The organism is Steroidobacter agaridevorans, assembly GCF_009932555.1.
GTDB classification, from domain to species: domain Bacteria; phylum Pseudomonadota; class Gammaproteobacteria; order Steroidobacterales; family Steroidobacteraceae; genus Steroidobacter; species Steroidobacter agaridevorans.
In genome coordinates this window covers 598622-616255 of sequence record NZ_BLJO01000001.1, presented here as the reverse complement: position 1 = coordinate 616255, position 17634 = coordinate 598622, and the positions used below count along the sequence as shown (strand labels likewise).

At 63.3% G+C, this 17634-nt stretch carries 14 protein-coding genes and 3 tRNA genes; 7 read left to right on the top strand and 10 right to left on the bottom strand.

Annotated elements, in window-relative coordinates; genetic code table 11:
* Nucleotides 1-26 precede the first annotated feature (26 nt).
* From GYH35_RS02655 to GYH35_RS02625, 7 genes are all read left to right on the top strand, one after another.
* A complete protein-coding gene (locus GYH35_RS02655) occupies nucleotides 27-1400 on the top strand; it encodes a phosphohexomutase domain-containing protein (protein ID WP_161827588.1) in 1374 nt (457 codons plus the stop codon).
* Nucleotides 1401-1603: 203 nt separating this feature from the next.
* On the top strand, nucleotides 1604-4033 hold the full coding sequence (locus tag GYH35_RS02650; RefSeq protein ID WP_161813717.1) for a PAS domain S-box protein: 2430 nt from the start codon (nucleotides 1604-1606) through the stop codon (nucleotides 4031-4033).
* Nucleotides 4030-4476, top strand: coding sequence for a response regulator (locus tag GYH35_RS02645; protein WP_129645439.1), 447 nt, complete (start codon nucleotides 4030-4032; stop codon nucleotides 4474-4476). Before GYH35_RS02650 ends, GYH35_RS02645 begins: the two co-directional genes overlap by 4 nt.
* Nucleotides 4477-4551: 75 nt before the next feature.
* Nucleotides 4552-4626 (top strand) — tRNA-Val (locus GYH35_RS02640).
* Between the two features lie 67 nt (nucleotides 4627-4693).
* Nucleotides 4694-6097 (top strand): glutamate--tRNA ligase, encoded by a 1404-nt coding sequence (gltX, locus tag GYH35_RS02635; RefSeq protein ID WP_161827587.1) that lies wholly within the window; start codon nucleotides 4694-4696, stop codon nucleotides 6095-6097.
* A gap of 103 nt (nucleotides 6098-6200) precedes the next feature.
* Nucleotides 6201-6276 (top strand) — tRNA-Ala (locus GYH35_RS02630).
* 20 nt (nucleotides 6277-6296) lie between these two features.
* Nucleotides 6297-6372: transfer RNA gene (locus GYH35_RS02625), tRNA-Glu, on the top strand.
* A 155-nt stretch (nucleotides 6373-6527) separates the two neighbouring features.
* Here GYH35_RS02625 and GYH35_RS02620 read toward each other — a convergent pair.
* The 10 genes from GYH35_RS02620 to GYH35_RS02575 all read right to left on the bottom strand — a co-directional run bounded on the left by GYH35_RS02620 (nucleotide 6528) and on the right by GYH35_RS02575 (nucleotide 17628).
* Nucleotides 6528-7376, bottom strand: coding sequence for a methyltransferase domain-containing protein (locus tag GYH35_RS02620; RefSeq protein ID WP_161813719.1), 849 nt, complete (start codon nucleotides 7374-7376; stop codon nucleotides 6528-6530).
* Between the two features lie 123 nt (nucleotides 7377-7499).
* Nucleotides 7500-8471 (bottom strand): NAD(P)H-dependent flavin oxidoreductase, encoded by a 972-nt coding sequence (locus GYH35_RS02615; protein WP_161827967.1) that lies wholly within the window; start codon nucleotides 8469-8471, stop codon nucleotides 7500-7502.
* Between the two features lie 38 nt (nucleotides 8472-8509).
* Nucleotides 8510-9751: an NAD(P)/FAD-dependent oxidoreductase gene (locus GYH35_RS02610; RefSeq protein WP_161827586.1), complete on the bottom strand. Its 1242-nt coding sequence runs from the start codon at nucleotides 9749-9751 to the stop codon at nucleotides 8510-8512.
* The gene (locus GYH35_RS02605) at nucleotides 9748-10632 is read right to left on the bottom strand and encodes an alpha/beta fold hydrolase (RefSeq protein ID WP_202624038.1); all 885 of its coding nucleotides are present in this window, start codon (nucleotides 10630-10632) and stop codon (nucleotides 9748-9750) included. Before GYH35_RS02605 ends, GYH35_RS02610 begins: the two co-directional genes overlap by 4 nt.
* A gap of 2 nt (nucleotides 10633-10634) precedes the next feature.
* Nucleotides 10635-11870 carry an acetyl-CoA C-acetyltransferase gene (locus GYH35_RS02600; protein WP_161827585.1) on the bottom strand — a complete coding sequence of 412 codons (1236 nt, stop codon included), beginning with the start codon at nucleotides 11868-11870 and terminating at the stop codon, nucleotides 10635-10637.
* A gap of 47 nt (nucleotides 11871-11917) precedes the next feature.
* On the bottom strand, nucleotides 11918-12700 hold the full coding sequence (locus tag GYH35_RS02595; RefSeq protein ID WP_161827584.1) for a CoA-transferase subunit beta: 783 nt from the start codon (nucleotides 12698-12700) through the stop codon (nucleotides 11918-11920).
* On the bottom strand, nucleotides 12697-13548 hold the full coding sequence (locus GYH35_RS02590; protein WP_202624037.1) for a CoA transferase subunit A: 852 nt from the start codon (nucleotides 13546-13548) through the stop codon (nucleotides 12697-12699). Before GYH35_RS02590 ends, GYH35_RS02595 begins: the two co-directional genes overlap by 4 nt.
* Nucleotides 13549-13642: 94 nt before the next feature.
* Entirely contained in the window at nucleotides 13643-14800 is a 1158-nt protein-coding gene (locus tag GYH35_RS02585; RefSeq protein WP_161827582.1) for an acetyl-CoA C-acetyltransferase, read from the bottom strand.
* 18 nt (nucleotides 14801-14818) lie between these two features.
* On the bottom strand, nucleotides 14819-16135 hold the full coding sequence (locus GYH35_RS02580) for an MFS transporter (protein ID WP_161827581.1): 1317 nt from the start codon (nucleotides 16133-16135) through the stop codon (nucleotides 14819-14821).
* Complete coding sequence (locus GYH35_RS02575; protein ID WP_161827580.1) at nucleotides 16114-17628, bottom strand: class I adenylate-forming enzyme family protein; 1515 nt, start codon at nucleotides 17626-17628, stop codon at nucleotides 16114-16116. Before GYH35_RS02575 ends, GYH35_RS02580 begins: the two co-directional genes overlap by 22 nt.
* Nucleotides 17629-17634: the final 6 nt, after the last annotated feature.

The following is a 17634-nucleotide window of genomic DNA, read 5'->3' as shown; positions in this document are numbered from 1 at the left end:
AGAACCAGAGATAAGGAACGCAGCGCATGTCCAACCCGTCTTCCGCCATCGTCGGCTTCAAGGCCTACGACTATCGCGGCCGGATCCCGAGCGAGCTCAACCCGGAGGTGGCGTATCGCATCGGGCGCGCCTATGCGGAGTTCCTCAAGCCCAAGCGGGTCATCGTCGGACGCGACATCCGCAAGTCCAGCGAGGAGCTGTGCGCCGCCCTGACCAAGGGCCTGCTCGATTCGGGCGTGGATGTTTATGACATCGGCCTGTGCGGCACGGAGGTTGTGTACTTCGCGACCTTCAGCGAAGGCATGGACGGCGGCATCATGGTGACGGCGAGCCACAACCCGCCGGACTACAACGGCATGAAGTTCGTGCGCGAGCAGTCGCGGCCGATCAGCGGCGACACGGGATTGAAGGATATCCAGCGCATCGCCGAGTCGAACAACTATGCGCAGCCGGCGAAGCAGGGCGCCCGTCACACGCTCGATATCGCCAAGAAATATATCGAGCACCTGCTGTCGTACCTGGACAAGTCCAAGCTCAAGCCGTTGAAGATCGTGGTCAACGCCGGCAACGGCGGCGCCGGCCTCATCGTCGATCAGCTCGAGCCGCACCTGCCGTTCAAGTTCATCAAGATCAACCATCAGCCCGACGGCAGCTTTCCGAACGGCGTGCCGAACCCGATGCTGGAGCAGAACCGGGTCGCCACCATCGAGGCGATCAAACAGCACAAAGCCGATTGCGGCGTCGCCTGGGACGGCGACTACGACCGTTGTTTCCTGTTCGATGAGAACGGCAGCTTCATCGAAGGCTATTACATCGTCGGCCTGCTGGCCTCGGTGTTCCTGAAACAGGAGCAGGGCGCGCGCATCGTGCACGATCCGCGCTTGACCTGGGCGACCACCGACATGGTCGCCTCGCTCGGCGGCAAAGCGGTGATGTCCAAGTCGGGACACGCTTTCATGAAGGATGTGATGCGCCAGGCCGACGCCATCTATGGCGGCGAGATGAGCGCGCATCATTACTTCCGTCGCTTCGGCTATTGCGACACCGGCCAGATTCCCTGGCTGCTGGTGGCGCAGCTGCTGTGCGAAACCGGCAAAACCCTGTCGCAGCTGGTGGGCGAGCGCATCGCGAAGTTTCCCGCCAGCGGCGAGATCAATCGCAAAGTGGCCGACGCCAAGGCCACGATCGCGCGCGTGCAGGCCAAATACGAGACCGGCGCGAAGTCCGTCGATTTCACCGATGGCCTGTCGATCGAGTTCGACGACTGGCGCTTCAACCTGCGCTCGTCCAATACCGAGCCGTTGATCCGCCTGAACGTCGAGAGCCGCGGCAACGAGGCGCTGATGAAGTCTCGCACTGCAGAGTTGCTGCAGATGATCGGCGGCGAGGAAGCCCACTGACCGGATCCCGCAGGGTGCTCGGGTCCCATAGACCCGCCGGGCACCCTCGTCGATAGTCCCGAAGTCGCGCTTTTCCCGGCAATGAAGCGGGGGAAGTGCGACTTCGAGCATTCTTGAGGCGCACGCTGGAGGTGTAGGCTCGTTCCACCACGGAACGTGACAACACCAACAAACGGCCAGGGCCGCGCCAGGGAGTATCGGCGGTGGCAACGCACCTTTCGAGCGACGATTCGATGACGAGCGCGCCGCTGCTCGACCTGCAGCGCGTCTTCGATCTGTCTCAAGATCTGATGTGCATGACGGACGCGCACACGCGCTTCGTCCGCGTCAGTGCATCGTCCGCACGGATTCTCGGCTATCAGCCCGACGAGCTGCTGGGACGCAAGTGTCTCGATCTGATTTATCCCAACGATCTGCAGGCCACGCTGCTCGCGCACGAGACGGTGTTGCGCGGAGCGCAAGTCGTCGAATTCGAGAATCGTTATGTTCGCAAGGATGGCACGCTGGTCGAGCTGAGCTGGACATCGACCTGGCTGGCCGGCGCCGGTGGCGCGGGCGCGACTTATTCGGTCGCGAGAGATATCACAAATCGCAAGCGAGCCGAGCGGCTGCGTGAGTCGCAGCGTGAAGTCTTGCAGATGATCGTCGCGGGCTCGACGCTCGGCGATGTGCTTCGGCGCATCTGCAGCATCATGGAAGTCTTCGATGCCGATGCCAGATGCGCCGTGACGGTTCTCGATGGGGCTGGCGGTCGCGTGCGCACCGCATTCAGCCCGAGTTTGCCGTCGCGATTCCTGTCGGTCGTCCAGGATGCATTGCTCGGCATGCCGCACGGTGCATGCGCCCACGCGCTGCGCAGCGGTCGAACCGCGACCTGTGCCGATATCACCAAAGATCCGGATTGGCGCGAGCTCGCCGCCCTTGGCGCTGAGCATGGCTTGCGAGCTTGCTGGTTCACGCCGGTATTCGGGGCGCGTGGACGTTTGATTGCTGTCATAGCTGTTTACTACCCGCACCCGTACGAGCCGTCGGATCGCGAGCTGGTGCTCGTGCAGGCGGCGGTGAGCCTGGTGGCGCTGGCGATCGCGCATGCGAATGCGCAGACACAGCTGAAAGAAAGCCTCACTCGCGTGGAGCTGGCGCAGGCGATTGCGCGGCTGGGTTATTGGGAGCGCGATTTGTCGAACGACAAGCTCAACGTCTATGGCGAGACCACGGCGATCCTGGGAATTCCAGGCGAGCGCTCGGTGAGCCTGGCGTCGTTCCTCGGCGTCGTGCTCGAAGCGGACCGGCCGGCGCTGATTGCTGCCTACAGCGAAGCGAATCGCGGCGACGGCTCGGCCGGGTTGCAATTCCGCGTGCGGCACCCGGATGGATCGGTTCGTTACGTGCACGCCGAGCGGCGCGTGATTCGCGACGAGTCGGGCCGCCCCACTCATATCATCGGCACGATGCAGGACGTGACCGAGCGCAACGAGGCCGATCGGGAACGGCAGCGCTATCTCACTCAACTGGCTGCGCTCGCGGCGGCGGCCCGCAAGGTCAATTCAGTGCTCACGGTGGATGAGCTGCTGCAGGTCATTACAGATATCGCCCGCGACCTGGTCGGAGCGCACGTTGCTGTGTGTGTGTTGAAGAGCGCGGACGACGCAACGGTCGAGTGCTGCAAGACTTCACATTCGGAAAAATATACGTCGGTGGCGCCGGACTCTGTGTTACAGGAGGGGCGGGGCCTCACCGTGTCGCTGGCGGCCGCCTCCGGGCGGCGCATCGGCGTGCTATGCGTCGCCGACAAGCAGAGCGGGGAGTTCGCATCCAACGACGAGCGCGTGCTGAGCCAGCTCGCCGATCTGGCCGCGGTCGGCCTGGAAAACGCCCATCTGTATGCCGAGCTCGAGGAGCGAGTGAGAAAGCGGACCGCGGAGCTACAGGAGTCCAATAAAGAACTGGAGGCTTTCAGCTATTCGGTGTCGCACGATCTCCGGGGACCGTTGCGCGCCATAGCGGGGTTTACCGGCTTGCTGCGCGACCGGCATTACGAGACGATCGACGCGGACGGTCGCCGCTGCATCGATCGCGTACTGGCTGGTACGCAAAGAATGTCGAACTTGATCGATGACTTGCTGGAGCTGGGCCGGGTCACGCGGGTGGAATTCAGACGGCGGCAGGTGGACCTGTCGGAGTATGTGCGCGCGGCCCTGACCCGGCTGCGCGAGGCGTCTCCGGAGCGGGCCGCCGCGATCGTCATCGAGCCGCAGCTGGTCGTGGACGGGGATGCCGGGCTGCTGGAGATTGCGCTGGAGAATCTGCTGGACAACGCCTGGAAGTTCACCGCCAGCCGGCCGGTCGCGGAAATCCGCTTCGGCGCGCTGGCGGCCGATGGCGTTGCCGGCGACGAAAACGAGAGGACGTTCTTCGTGCAGGACAATGGCGTCGGGTTCGATCTGCGCTATGCGACGAACCTGTTTGGGGTGTTCCAACGTTTACATGCGGCCGGGGAGTTTCCCGGCACGGGGGTGGGCCTCGCGACGGTCCAGCGCATCGTGCAGCGGCATGGCGGCCGCATCTGGGCCGATGCGGCCGTCGATCGCGGGGCGACGATTTACTTCAGCATTGCCAAGGGGCAGCAATGAGCGAGCGCTACATCCTGCTGGTCGAGGACAACCCGGACGACGAGGAGTTGACGCTGCTCAGCCTGCGCAAGAACAACCTGGCGCACGACATCGTGGTGGTCCGCGACGGCGTGGAGGCTATCGAATACCTGTTCGGCACCGGGCAGTACGCCAGCCGCGATGTGATGAATGCTCCCACGGTGATCCTGCTCGACCTGAAGCTGCCCAAGCTCGACGGGCTCGGCGTGCTGAAACGGCTGCGTGCCGACGAGCGGACCCGCAACCTGCCGGTGGTCGTGCTCACGTCCTCGAGCCAGGACGCCGACGTGATCGCCAGCTACAACCTGGGCGCCAACAGCTATGTCCGCAAACCGGTGGAATTCGGCGCCTTCGTCGAGGCGGTGAGCAGCCTGGGCCTGTATTGGGTAATGCTGAACCGGCCGCCCCCAGTCCACGTGACATGATTTGACCGCGCCCATCGTCATCCCTAAACTACGCGCCCCTTCAAATCGTATGGCGATTCGTCGGGCCGGCATTCCGGGCGGTTAGCTCAGCGGTAGAGCACTGCTTTCACACGGCAGGGGTCACAGGTTCAATCCCTGTACCGCCCACCATCCCTCAGCAATGAAACTAGGTAGGGACGACATCCCGGCTTGCTGATTCGTCAGCAGGCGGATCCGCATGGTCGTTCGTACCCGTTTCGCTCCCAGCCCCACGGGCATGCTCCATATCGGCGGCGTGCGCACGGCGCTGTTCTCCTGGTTGTACGCGCGTCGCCATAGCGGCACGTTCATCCTGCGCATCGAGGACACCGACCGCGAGCGCTCCACCGAGGAAGCGACCCAGGTCATCCTCGATGGCATGGAATGGCTCGGGCTCGGCGCCGACGAAGGTCCGTTCTATCAGACGCGCCGGATGGACCGCTATCGCGAGGTCATCGGCGAGTTCCTCAAAGCCGGTCACGCGTATCACTGCTACTGCTCGAAAGAAGAGTTGGACGCCATGCGCGCCCGCCAGCAGGAAGCCAAGCAGAAACCGCGCTACGACGGCACGTGCCGGAACCGCACCGAGCCGCGGCCCGGCGTGTCGCCGGTGGTGCGCTTCAAGAATCCCATCGACGGCAGCGTCGTCGTCGAAGACGTCATTCACGGCAACGTCGTGTTCGACAACATGGAGCTCGACGATCTGATCATCGCGCGCTCCGACGGCACGCCGACTTATAACTTCTGCGTGGTCGTCGACGACAGCGACATGAAGTGCACGCACGTGATTCGCGGCGACGACCATCTCAACAACACGCCGCGTCAGATCAACATGCTCAAGGCGCTGGGCGCTCCCGTTCCCGTATATGCGCACGTGCCCATGATCCTTGGCCAGGACGGCGCGAAGCTGTCGAAGCGTCACGGCGCGGTCAGTGTGCTGCAGTATCGGGAGGAGGGCTTCCTGCCCGAGGCTCTGCTCAATTACCTGGTGCGCCTCGGCTGGTCGCACGGCGATCAGGAAGTCTTCTCGATGGAAGAGATGGCTCAGCTGTTCGACATCAAGGATGTGAACAAGTCCGCGTCCGCGTTCAATCCCGACAAGCTGCTGTGGCTGAATCAACAGCACATCATGCGTTCGACGCCGGAGCATGTAGCGAAGTATCTGAAGCCGCAGCTCGCCGCGCTCGGCGTGAATGTCACGGACGATCGCAAGCTCGCCGCTGTCGCGAAGTCCCAGCAGGAGCGGGCCAAGACGTTGAAGGAGATGGCGCAGAACAGCCGGTTCTTCTTCGAGGATGTCACGGGCTACGAGGAGAAGGCTGCGAAGAAGAATCTCACCGCCGAGGCCGTGGGCCCTCTGACGACGGTGCTGCAGAAACTCTCGGCGCTGACCGAGTGGGTCGCTCCGGCCTTGCACGATGCGGTCAACCGGACCGCGGCCGAGCTGAGCCTCGGCATGGGCAAAGTCGCACAGCCGATCCGCGTGGCCGTGTCGGGCGGCACCGTGTCGCCGCCCATCGATGTCACGCTCGAGGTGCTGGGGCGCGAAGTCACTGTCGCGCGGCTGGAGCGGGCATTGGCCTACGCGCGCGGGCAGGGCTGAGTGTTTCCATGAAACTTGCCCCAAATACCGCCCAAAGACATGATTTCGATCAAGTCTCCTTGACAGCCCGGCCCCGCTTCCCTACATTGCGCGCCTCTCGCGTGGGGCTATAGCTCAGCTGGGAGAGCGCTTGCATGGCATGCAAGAGGTCGCCGGTTCGATCCCGGCTAGCTCCACCAACACCACGTTTTCGATGTGCGTCCCCATCGTCTAGAGGCCTAGGACATTACCCTTTCACGGTAGTAACCGGGGTTCGAATCCCCGTGGGGACGCCAACTTGAAAAGGCGTCGGCGGTGGCTCCCAGCCACCTGAATGGTAAGAAAAATCAGGGGTCTCAACCCCTCGGGCGCGAGTAGGCCACGCGTCCGGCGAAGACCGGCCCGGTGGCGAAACGTTCGCAAGCCGGCGCCACGGCTGGCGCCTCAGGCTTCACCGAACCGCTTCGACGTAAACACTCATCTGTGTGTGAGTGCTGTCAAACAGACGAGAGTTTCGCATGACTGGGCTGGCGCTTTGGCCATAGCCGGAGCGATAGACGGTTTGAAAACCTGCATCTCTCATGAACCGCTCGATCTTTGCGGCATTCCACCAAGAGATGTGGTTATGCGGGCGACTGGGATCGAACGAGCAAAGCCCCGTGAAGTAATCGAGGGCCTCTTCCTTGGACATCGAGTTGATGACTTCTCGAATTTCGGCTGCGGCGAATTTTCTGGAAGGAGCGAGGTTGTTCGGGGCAAGTGCGCTCGCTACGTGGTCGAGCCAGCGCTCTTCGAGCGGCACCATGTCCGCCGGTCCCTTGTACTGACGTTCATAGGTTCCCGGGGAATGATACCAAGTGTCCCAGTAGAACCAGTTGGCGTCGCCCCGCATCATCGCGGCGTAATCGGTATCGGCGTCGGGCCCGGTCGTCACTCTGAGAATCCCGCCGGGAATCAGGCAGCGATAGGCCTCCTCGAAGAGCTTCGCAACCGCCGCTTCCTTGATGTGCTCGATCGTGTGCGATGTGTAGATGACCTTGGCGGCGCTCGTCTGAATAGGCAGCGGCGCAAGGCTCATCAAATCATGATGAACGACGTCGCGCTGGACGCCGCTGTAGTGGTCCGAGACGAAGTCGACGTTAGTCCATCTGGGATGCCAGAAGCTGCCTGAGCCGATATTGAAATAGGGTTTTCTTATCGCGTCCTCTTGGTCGTACAGGTGAAGCAGGAAATCATCCCGCTTTCTGCTTATCTCCACCCCGGCAGCGCTCGCCACTTTCCGCAGGATCGTCCCGAGCATTTGTGGTCATCCCATTGATGGCGGTAAGAAACTATATCGCAGGGGGGCGGGTGAATATAGACCAATGAGGCGGTCCCTATCGTCGTGACGCCCTCTAGCGCCGTGCGCGCATCGTGCGGAGCTTCAGTGCACAAACGCCGCCAGGCCTTGCTGTAACTGCGCCTGGCATTCCGTGACCATGCGTTGGATCAGCTCGGCACAGGTCGGTACGTCGTCGATGAGTCCGATGATCTGGCCGCCCCAGACGAGCCCGCCGTCGACATCTCCGGATTCCAGCGAAGCGCGGCCGCGCTGGCCCGAGACCAGCGGTTGGACATCGGAAAACTGGGCTCCGGCGCGGCGCTCGATCGTCACTACTTCATCCGAGACTGCGTTCTTCACGCAGCGAGCGGTATTTCGAAACGGACGGAAGATCAGGTTCGTCTCGCGCTCGGTGCGCGAAACGAGCAGTTGTTTGATGTTGTCGTGAATGGGCGCCTCGACCGTCGCGCAGAAGCGCGTGCCCATGTTGACGCCTTCCGCGCCAAGAGCGAGGGCCGCCGCCATGCCGCGACCATTGCCGATACCGCCCGAGGCGATCAACGGAATCTTCACTTTGCGTGCCGCGGCCGGAATCAACACCATGGCGCCGATGTCGTCTTCGCCCGGATGACCTGCGCACTCGAATGAATCGATGGAGATTGCGTCGACGCCGCGACGTTCGGCAGCGAGTGCATGGCGAACGGCCGTGCACTTATGCAGAACGATCATGCCGGCCGCCTTGGCCTTTGCGAAGAAGGCTTCGGGCACATTGCCCGCCGTCTCGAGCACGCGTACACCGCCTTCGATGGCCACATCCAGATAGCGTTCGTACGGCGGCGGATTGGTCGCGGGCAACATCGTTAGATTCACGCCGAACGGCTGGCTCGTCATTTCACGGCAGCGGCGGATCTCCGCTCCCAAAGCTTCGGGTGTGGGCTGCGTGAGCGCGGTGAGGATCCCTAGTCCGCCGGCGTTCGACACGGCGGAGGCGAGTTCCGCGCGGCCGACCCACTGCATGCCGCCCTGGATGATGGGATAGCGAATGCCAAGCAGCCGCGTGACGCGCGTCTGCATCGAAGGTGGAGCAGTATTGATCATGAACCTCGATTCCTTCAGCCGCAGAGATCCTTGAGAGATACCGCGGGATTGCCGAGTCGCGCAGGATCGGGCGACAGTCCGCCGCTCACGAGCTTGCGGCCGAATGCGTAGTCGCGTGGCGCGTTGACGCAATCGAGTGCGACGACTCGATCTCTTTTCAAATAAACAATCGAGAAGCTGTGGCTCGCGGGAATGCCGCGCACGGTCGTCGAGTCGTGACCGAGCGAGAGGCCTATCGTTTGCAGACGCAGGTCGTACTGATTCGACCAGAACCAAGGCAGCGCCTGATAGGGGGTCGGGGCGGCGAGCACGTCCTTGGCCGCGACGGTCGCTTGATCGACTGCGTTCTGCACGGATTCGATGCGGACCTCGGCGCCATCAGCCCAGCGATTCACATGAAGCGCGCAATCGCCGACTGCGTGAATTCCTGGCAGCGTCGTGCGGCAGTACTCATCGATGCGCACGCCCGCGGAACTGCCGGCTGCGCCTGCGTCGATGAGCGGCGCAATGTTTGGAACGATGCCGATGCCGACGATCACGATGTCCGCGTCGAGGATGGTTCCATCGCTCAGGCGCACGCCGCACACGCGGCCGCGCTCGCCAAGCAACGAATCGACGGCGCAGGAGGTTCGTACATCGACGCCGTGGGCGCGATGCTCGTCCTCATAGAACTTCGAAAGCTGAGGTCCAGCGACGCGAGCGAGCACGCGATCGAGCGCTTCGAGCACCACGACTTGCTTGCCCAACTTGTTGAGCACGGCGGCGGCCTCGAGGCCGATATAGCCGCCACCCACGACGGCAACTCGACGAGCGCTCTCGATCTCCGTGCGCAGCTGATCGACGTCCGCTCGCGTGCGAACCGAATGCACGCCGGCGAGATCGCCGCCAGCGCATGTCAGCCGCCGCGCATTGCCGCCGCCCGCCCAGATCAGATTCTGATAATTCAACATCTCGCCGCCCGCGATGCCGACGCGACGGGCCTGTGAGTCGATGCTCACCACACGGCAGGCAGTACGAACGCCGATCCGGTGCTCGTCCCAGAACGATTGCGAACGGATGAGCATGTTGTCGAACGCGCGCTCGCCGGCCAGATATTCCTTGGATAGCGGCGGACGCTCGTACGGCAGCTCCGGCTCGGTCGTGAGCATCGTCACCGGCGCCGTGTAACCGCCTTGGCGAAGGGCGAGGGCGGCTTGAGCGCCTGCATGTCCGGCGCCGACGATCACGACGCCAGCCGAGGAGTTCGCACTGCTCATTGGGTTCGTCGCCTCACGTGGCGAGCCAGGAAATCGAGGATGGCCGAGTTGAACGTTCGATTGCTATCGCCCGCGACCATGTGGCCCGCCTTGGGCACGACAGCGATCTCGGCGTGCGGCATCCATCGTTTGAAGTCATGCGCGCTGTCTGGCGTCACCACGTCGCTGTCGCCGCCGCGCACGAGCAAGGTCGGCAGGGTCTGCGGCGGTTCGAACGATCGAGCGATGCGCTCCAGCTCGGCCATGTCGTCGTCGATGTTGTCCGGCACGATTCGCGGGTCCCAGTGCCAACGCAGGCGGCCATCGGCGGCGCGACGCAGGTTGCGCATCAGATGACCGCCATCTTTCGGACGCGGCCGATGCGGGTTGTAAGCGGCAACGGCGTCGACGGCTTCTTCGAGCGTCGCAAAGCCGTTCGGATGCGAAGCCATGAAGTCACGCACCCGTTGCACGCCGGACCGTTGCGGGCGAAGCACGATATCCACGAGCACCAGCGCCGGCACTTGTTCCGGACGCACCAAACCACTGCTGATCGCTTCCATCGAGGTGATGCCGCCCATCGACGCGCCAATCAGGATGGCTGCGCCGCCGGCATCATCGAGCACCGCACGCAGGTCGTCGGCGCGCTGGAAGAAGGAATATTTGCCATCGGGCGACCAACCGCTCTCGCCGTGGCCTCGTGCGTCATAGGCGAGGGCTCGATAGCCTGCAGCCACCAACGCTTGCAGCGTTGCCTGCCAGGAGTAGCGTGTCTGACCGCCGCCATGTGCGAGCACGACGCAAGGCGCGTCGGCATTGCCCGCGACGTCCGCGACGAGCATCACGCCGTCGCGCGTGGCGATCTGGCGCGTCGTGACGAGATGTTCGCGAGCCGCAGTCACGCTCAAATCCGCTCGATGATCATGGCCGGGGCCATGCCGCCAGCGGTGCACATCGTGGCCAGGCCGATCGAGCGGTCGCGTCGTTCGAGCTCATCCAACAAGGTGCCAATCAGAATGGCGCCGGTCGCGCCGATGGGATGGCCCAGGGCGATGGCGCCGCCATTGACGTTGACCTTGGCGGGATCGATATCGAGATCGCGCATGAACTTGAGCGGCACGACGGCGAACGCTTCGTTCACCTCGAACAGGTCGATATCGCGTACGGTCAGTCCTGCAAGCGCCAGCGCCTTTTTGGCCGCTGGCACCGGCGCATTCAGCATCAATGTGGGATCGCCTCCGACGGTCGTCATCGCGCGAATGCGGGCACGTGGCTTCCAGCCCTGCGCGCGTGCGTAGTCAGCTGAGGCAATCAGCACACCCGCCGCGCCGTCGACGATTCCTGAGCTCGTGCCCGCGGTGTGAACGTGTTCGATGCGGATGTTTGGATAGACCTGCCGCAGCAGCGCGCCATAAGTGAGTCCGGCATCGTCGAGAGGCTTGTCGAGGACTGCGGTGAATGCGGGTTTGAGCTGCGCCAGCGCCTCTGCCGTCGTTTGCGGACGCGGATACTCGTCCCTCTCGAGAGCGATCTTGCCATCGTCGCTTAATACCGGCACCAGGCTGCGTGAGAAACGCCCCTCGAGGATCGCCATATGGGCGCGGCGCTGACTCTCCAGTGCGAGCGTGTCCAATTCGTTCCGACCGATGCGCTCCAGCGTGGCGATGAGATCCGCACAGACGCCTTGATGTGGCTGCGGAAACTTCCGGCGCAGGGAGAGATTGCCTGAGTCCATCAACAGCGAGCCGCGCGGCAGCGTCTGTGTATGTGACATCGACTCGACGCCACCTGCAAAGACGAGGCGCTGGGTGCCGGACATCACGCCCATGGCGGCCAGGGCTGCGGCGCTCATGCCCGAGCCGCAAAAGCGATCGAGCGTGACGCCCGGCACCAGCGGATCGAAACCCGCATCGAGCGCGGCCATGCGCGCGAGATCGAGTCCTTGTTTACCGAACTGCGTGTTGCAGCCGATGACGACATCGTCGATATCTACCGTGTGGACGCTGTTGCGCGTGGCGAGCGCCTTGAGCACGGTGGAGAGCAGGCGTTGAGGATGAATTCCTGCAAGCGCCCCTTTGTCCGGTTTGCCGATGCCGCGCGGAGTTCTGGCGGCGTCGATGATCCAAGCTTCGTGAGTCATTCGAATCCTGCAGGTCTATCTGGCTACTCAGGCCGCAACAGCGCCGTTCAGGCCGCAACAGCGCCGTGAGCGATGCGCGTGCGCTCCTGGAGATCACGCAGCACTCGCAGCTCTTGCTCGGAGGGTGCGGGTAAGGTGGCAAGCGTGTCGGCGAAACGCACGGGCCAACCACATTCTCGTGTCACGTCATCGCGAGTCACGCCTTCGTACAGTGCGGTGACGGTCAGCTCCTTGCTCTCTGCCTCGGGCTCGAGAATGCACATGTCCGCAATGACACGTGTCGGGCCGGCGGTGGTCAGTCCGAGGCTGCGTCGGTGGTCGCCGCCGCGGCCGTGACCGAACGAAGTGATAAATGGCAACTGGTCCACGAAGGTGCGCCGGTTCAGTGCCATCGTGATAAATGTTTGCTTGCAGTGAGCGCCGATCTCGGGCGCGCCACCGCCGCCGGGCAGGCGGACCTTCGGTGCGTCGTAGGGGCCGATCACCGTCGTGTTGAGATTGGCGTAGCGGTCGATCTGCGCGCCGCCCAGGAAACCGATGCTGATGCGGCCGCCTTGCAACCAGTAGCTGAACATTTCGGGCACCGGCACGGTCGTCAGTGCCGTGTCGCAAAGCTCTCCGTCGCCGATGGACAGCGGCAGCACGTTGGGCCGCGTGCCAATCGTTCCCGACTCATAGATCAGGACGATGTCGGGGGCATGCGTCAGACGCGCGAGATTGCAGGCCGCGGACGGCGCGCCGATGCCGACGAAACAAACATCGTCATTCTTCAGCGCGCGTGACGCTGCAACGATCATCGTTTCCGAGCGAGTAGCGGGCTTCACGTTCATGCTGCCACCCCTTGGAGACAGTCGGGACCGAGGACCTCACGGCGATCGAGTACATACCGCTGCATCCACGCCAGGAAGCGGTCGCGATCGCGCGAGATTTCATCCCAGGCGAGATAGAAGCCGTTGTGGCGGGGATAGTAGCCCTGCGCGTAGGAGGGGAATGCGCCGCGTGGAACACGCGCGATGGCGGTAATCACCCAGCTGGGAAGAATAGTCGTGTTCGGGCTGCGTGGGCCGAAGTCGTCCACGATCTCTTCGACAGTGACGACCGCGCGCTTGGCTCCGAGCACCGCTTCGCGTTGCACGCCGAGGATGCCTTCGAGCAAAACGTTTCCATTGCGGTCCGCTCGCTGCGCATGGATCACGGCCACGTCGCAGCGGATCGATGCAACAGCCGCCAGACGCTCCGCCGTAAACGGACACACGATCTGGCGGATCTGCGAGTTGACGTTCGGATGATCGGTGCCGATGTAACCTCGGAGCGTTGCGAACGGCAGGTTAGCGGCGCCGGATTGATAAGCGGCGGCCATCGCAGCGTGCGCGTGCTCTTCGATGAGCAACGGATGGGGCCAGCCATTCTCCACGGCATCGCGAAACCGATGCAGCGAACCGACACCGGGATTGCCACCCCACGAAAATCGCAGCGCGCGGGCGACGCCCATCCCGATCATCTGGTCGTACAGAATGTCGGGCGTCATGCGGATCAACGTGAGGTCGCGTCGTTGCTGGCGAATGATCTCGTGTCCCGCGGCGAACGGGATCAAATGAGTGAAGCCCTCGAGCGCGACCACATCGCCATCGCGGACGGTGCTTTGGATTGCGGTTTGCAGGTCTAGAAATTCAGCCACAGTAGATCCGGATGTGCGAATATCGCGCGTCGGTATCATAATCGCACATCGAGACCTGCCGCTGTCAAGGGTAGAGTCGATGTGCGTTCGAAGATCAGAGCACCTCGACGATGGTCACGTTGGCGAGGCCGCCGCCTTCGCACATGGCTTGCAGGCCATAGCGCTTGCCTCGTGCGATGAGTGCATTGAGCAGCGTTGCCATCAATTTGCAGCCCGAAGCGCCCAGCGGATGACCGAGCGCGATTGCGCCGCCATTCACATTGAGTTTGTCCGGATTGGCGCCGACGGCCTGCAGCCAGGCGAGGGGAATGGGCGCGAACGCCTCGTTCACTTCATACAAATCGATGTCGTCGATCGACAGGCCGCTCTTCTGCAGGGCCTTGCGTGTGCCCGGAATGGGCTCTTCCAGCATGATGACGGGATCGCCGCCCGTGACAGTGAGATTGTGAATGCGGGCGAGGGGCTCGAGGTTGTGAGTCTTCAACGCGCGCTCGTTCACGACGAGCACGCCCGACGCGCCGTCGCACATCTGACTGGCGTTCGCGGCGCTGAGTACGCCGCCTTCCTTCAGCAATTTCACGGCGCCGATGGATTCGAGGTTGGCGTCGTAGCGAATACCCTCGTCGGTGTCATGCCAGCCGTCCGCGACTTGCAGAGGAACGATCTCTTTCTTGAAAGCGCCGGCGAGCGTGGCCGCCGCTGCGCGCTGATGACTCAGTAGCGCAAACTCATCGAGCTGACGGCGCGTGAACTGGTACTTCTCGGCCACCATCTGCGCGCCAGTGAACTGGCTGAATTCATCGACGCCGTATCGCCTGCGAATGCGTTCGCTCCATGGGCTACCCAATCCGGCCTTCTGCGCGAGGCTTACGGGACTGCCCATCGGCACGCGCGTCATGCTCTCGACGCCCGCTGCGATCACCATGTCTTGAGTGCCCGACATCACTGCTTGAGCGGCGAACTGCAGCGCCTGTTGTGACGAGCCGCACTGCCGATCGATGGTGACAGCCGGTACGGAATCGGGCAGGCGCGAGGTGAGCACAGCATTGCGAGCGATATGAAAACTCTGCTCGCCGACCTGGCTGACACAGCCGAGGATCACATCTTCGATGGCGGCGGGATCGATCCCGCTGCGATCGACCAGCGCATTCAGGATCTCACCGGCCATGTCGGCCGGATGCCAGCTCGCCAGCTTGCCATTGCGCTTGCCGCCGGCAGTGCGCAGGGCCTGTACGATGTAAGCGTCGCTCATAGTTGATCTACCAGTGCTTTACTGAAATTGAGTTGCCGCCATCTGCCGGGCGCGTCTTACCAACACTTGCAGCAGGAACGCGGCCACGCTTGCGGCTGTGACGCCCACGCAGGCGAGTGCGATGGGCAATGGACGTTCGGTGAACGAAAGCGTGTCGCTCAGCAATCCCACCAGCATCGGCCCGAGTCCGGTGCCGACCAGCGCGGTGACTAACGCAAGAAACGCGACCGCCTGTGCGCGAATCTGAGTGGGAACGAGCAACAGAAAGGGCATGGACGACAGCGAATTCACCGAGCTCACGCAGAAAATGGCGACCGCGATCACTGCGATTTGCAGCGAGACCGAGGGCGCGAGCGGGGCGATCAGGGCTGCGGGCAACGCAATCCAGACGCTCAGTCGCATGTATCGAAAGATGCGCTCGACGGTGCGGCGAGGCTGGTTATCGCCGGCCTTGCTGATGACCTGGCCGGCGATGAGCGTGCCGGCAATGCCCGCGATCAGGAAGGTGGGGCCGAATACAGCGCCCGCTGCCTTGGGTTCGATGTGGAACGACCGCATCAGCACCGCCGGCATCCACGAGACGATGGCGTTCAACATCATCACCAGCATCGATATCGCGAGCACGTAGCACGCATAGAAGCTGGCGTGCGCACGCAGAAACCGGGCGAGCTCTTTGAATGACGACTTGTTGGATGCGGCGGGGCGCTCGCGTCGTGGCTCGGCAACCAGGAGCATGAGGGCCGCGGCGAGTAATCCCGGTGCGCCGATGATCACGAACACCCAGCGCCAAGGCTCCATGCTCGGACCCAATGTTTGCACCCACGCATACACGGCGCCGCCGCCCATCAATGCCAGCCCGCCACCGAGATAGGGCGCGAGCATGAATACGGAATTGGCGCGGGCCAGGCCTTTGGCGTCGTTCATGTCGGCGAGCATGGTGAGCGCGGCGGGCGGCAGTCCGGCCTCGCTCGCGGCGACGCCGATGCGAGCCAACAACAATTGCCAGAAATTGGTGACGAATCCGCAGAGCGCCGTCATCGAGCACCACATCGCGATGCAGGCGCTCATGATGCGCGGCCGGTGGCCTCGATCGCTCAGTCGGGCGAGCGGCAGGCTTGCCAGCACGTAGAAGATCGAAAAGCTCAGGCCCTGCGCCAGACCGATCTGCGTGTCGCTGAGCGACAGCGCCTGCTTGATCGGCTCGACCAGCAGGCTGAGCACGTGCCGATCCATATAAGAAAGAGTGAAGCACACGGTCATGAAGACCGTGATCAGCCACGCGCGCCGTGCCGATGGGTTCGCCGTGAGCTCGCTTATCGGACTTTCGGCAACCATGTCTCGGCTCCTTGATACTTCTGTCGGAGCAGGGGCTTCGCGACTTTGCCCGATGGCAGCCGCGGCAACGGCTCGCACTCGATCGCGACGTAGCGCGGGACCTTGTAGTTGGCCAGGTGACGATTGCAGTGGTCGATGATCGTCGTCGTCATGCAGGTCGCATCGCCGTGCACGATGGCTAGCGGCGTCTCACCGAAGCTGGCATCGGCAGCGACGATGACGGCGACCTCAAGTACCCCGGGCACGTCGGCGATCACGCGCTCGACTTCGGCGGCGGAAATGTTCAGCCCGCCCGAAATGATGATGTCTTTGATCCGGTCGATGAAGGTGAGATTGCCGGTGGCGTCGATCTCGCCCAGGTCGCCGGTGTGCAACCAGTCGTCCCGCAAGATCTCGCGCGTGCCTGACTCATTGTTCCAAAGGCCCGCGGTCATGCAGGCCGAGCGAATGAGGATCTCGCCGGGTCCGCCCTGTCGAGCGATGGTTCCATCGTTCAAGCGGATGGCATATTCGGAGAACATGCCGCCGCGGCCGCACTTGTGCGGCTCGGCGACTGCCACGTCGCTGCGAGCGCCCCATGCACCGCCTGCCTCAGTCGAGCCGTACGCGTGCCGAAGCACGACCCCTTTGCTTCGCCACGCACTGAGCAGTGCGGCGCTGACGCGAGCACCGCCAACTTGCGTCCAATAGAGATGGGACAGGTCTGCTTCGGCAAAGGCCGGCAGAGCCGCGATGCGCTCGAAGAAGATCGGCGCCGCCATGAAAGACGTGATGCGATGTCGAGTCAGCAAGTCGAGTGCGCGTTCGGGGACGAACTTGCTTTCGATATAAACAGTCGCGCCTTGTGTCAGGCCCTGTGTCATCACCAGGTAGCCCGAGCCCGAGCTGAAGGGGCCCACCATCAGTACCGAGGAGCCGCGACCGCACTTCGGCTCCATCAATACAAACTCGCTGGCGTACGTGACGACCATGCGATGCGTATAGATGACGCCTTTGGGTCGACCGGTCGAGCCGCTGGTGCCGATGATGAAAGCCGGCGCCTCGTCCGCCGGCTCGTGCGTCGGTGCCAATGCCGGGCCAGTGCGCAGGGCAGGGATGACCGACTCGAGCGACAACAGCTTCTTGGCTGCGGTCTCGCCCAGCGCCTCGGCGACAGCGGCACTCCGCTCCGCGTCGGCAAAGATCAGCGTCGGCGAAAGCTCGCCGAACCATTCGCGAAGCTCCGATGCAGTGGAACGGAAGCTCAGCGGCGCGCCAATTGCGCCCAGCCGGATCAATCCGCAGGCGAGTACGGCGTAGTCGAGCGAGTTTGTCCCAACGATGCTGACCCGGTCCCCGGGTCGAACGCCGCGCAGATACAGGTCATGCGCCACCCGTCCCGCCCAGGCGTGCAGCTCTTTGAATGAGACGCTGCGATCCTCGTAGCTCAGCGCGGGCTGGTCCGGAGTCTCCTCGGACCAGAAGCGCAGCGCGCGGGCAATCGTAAAATTCATCGGTGC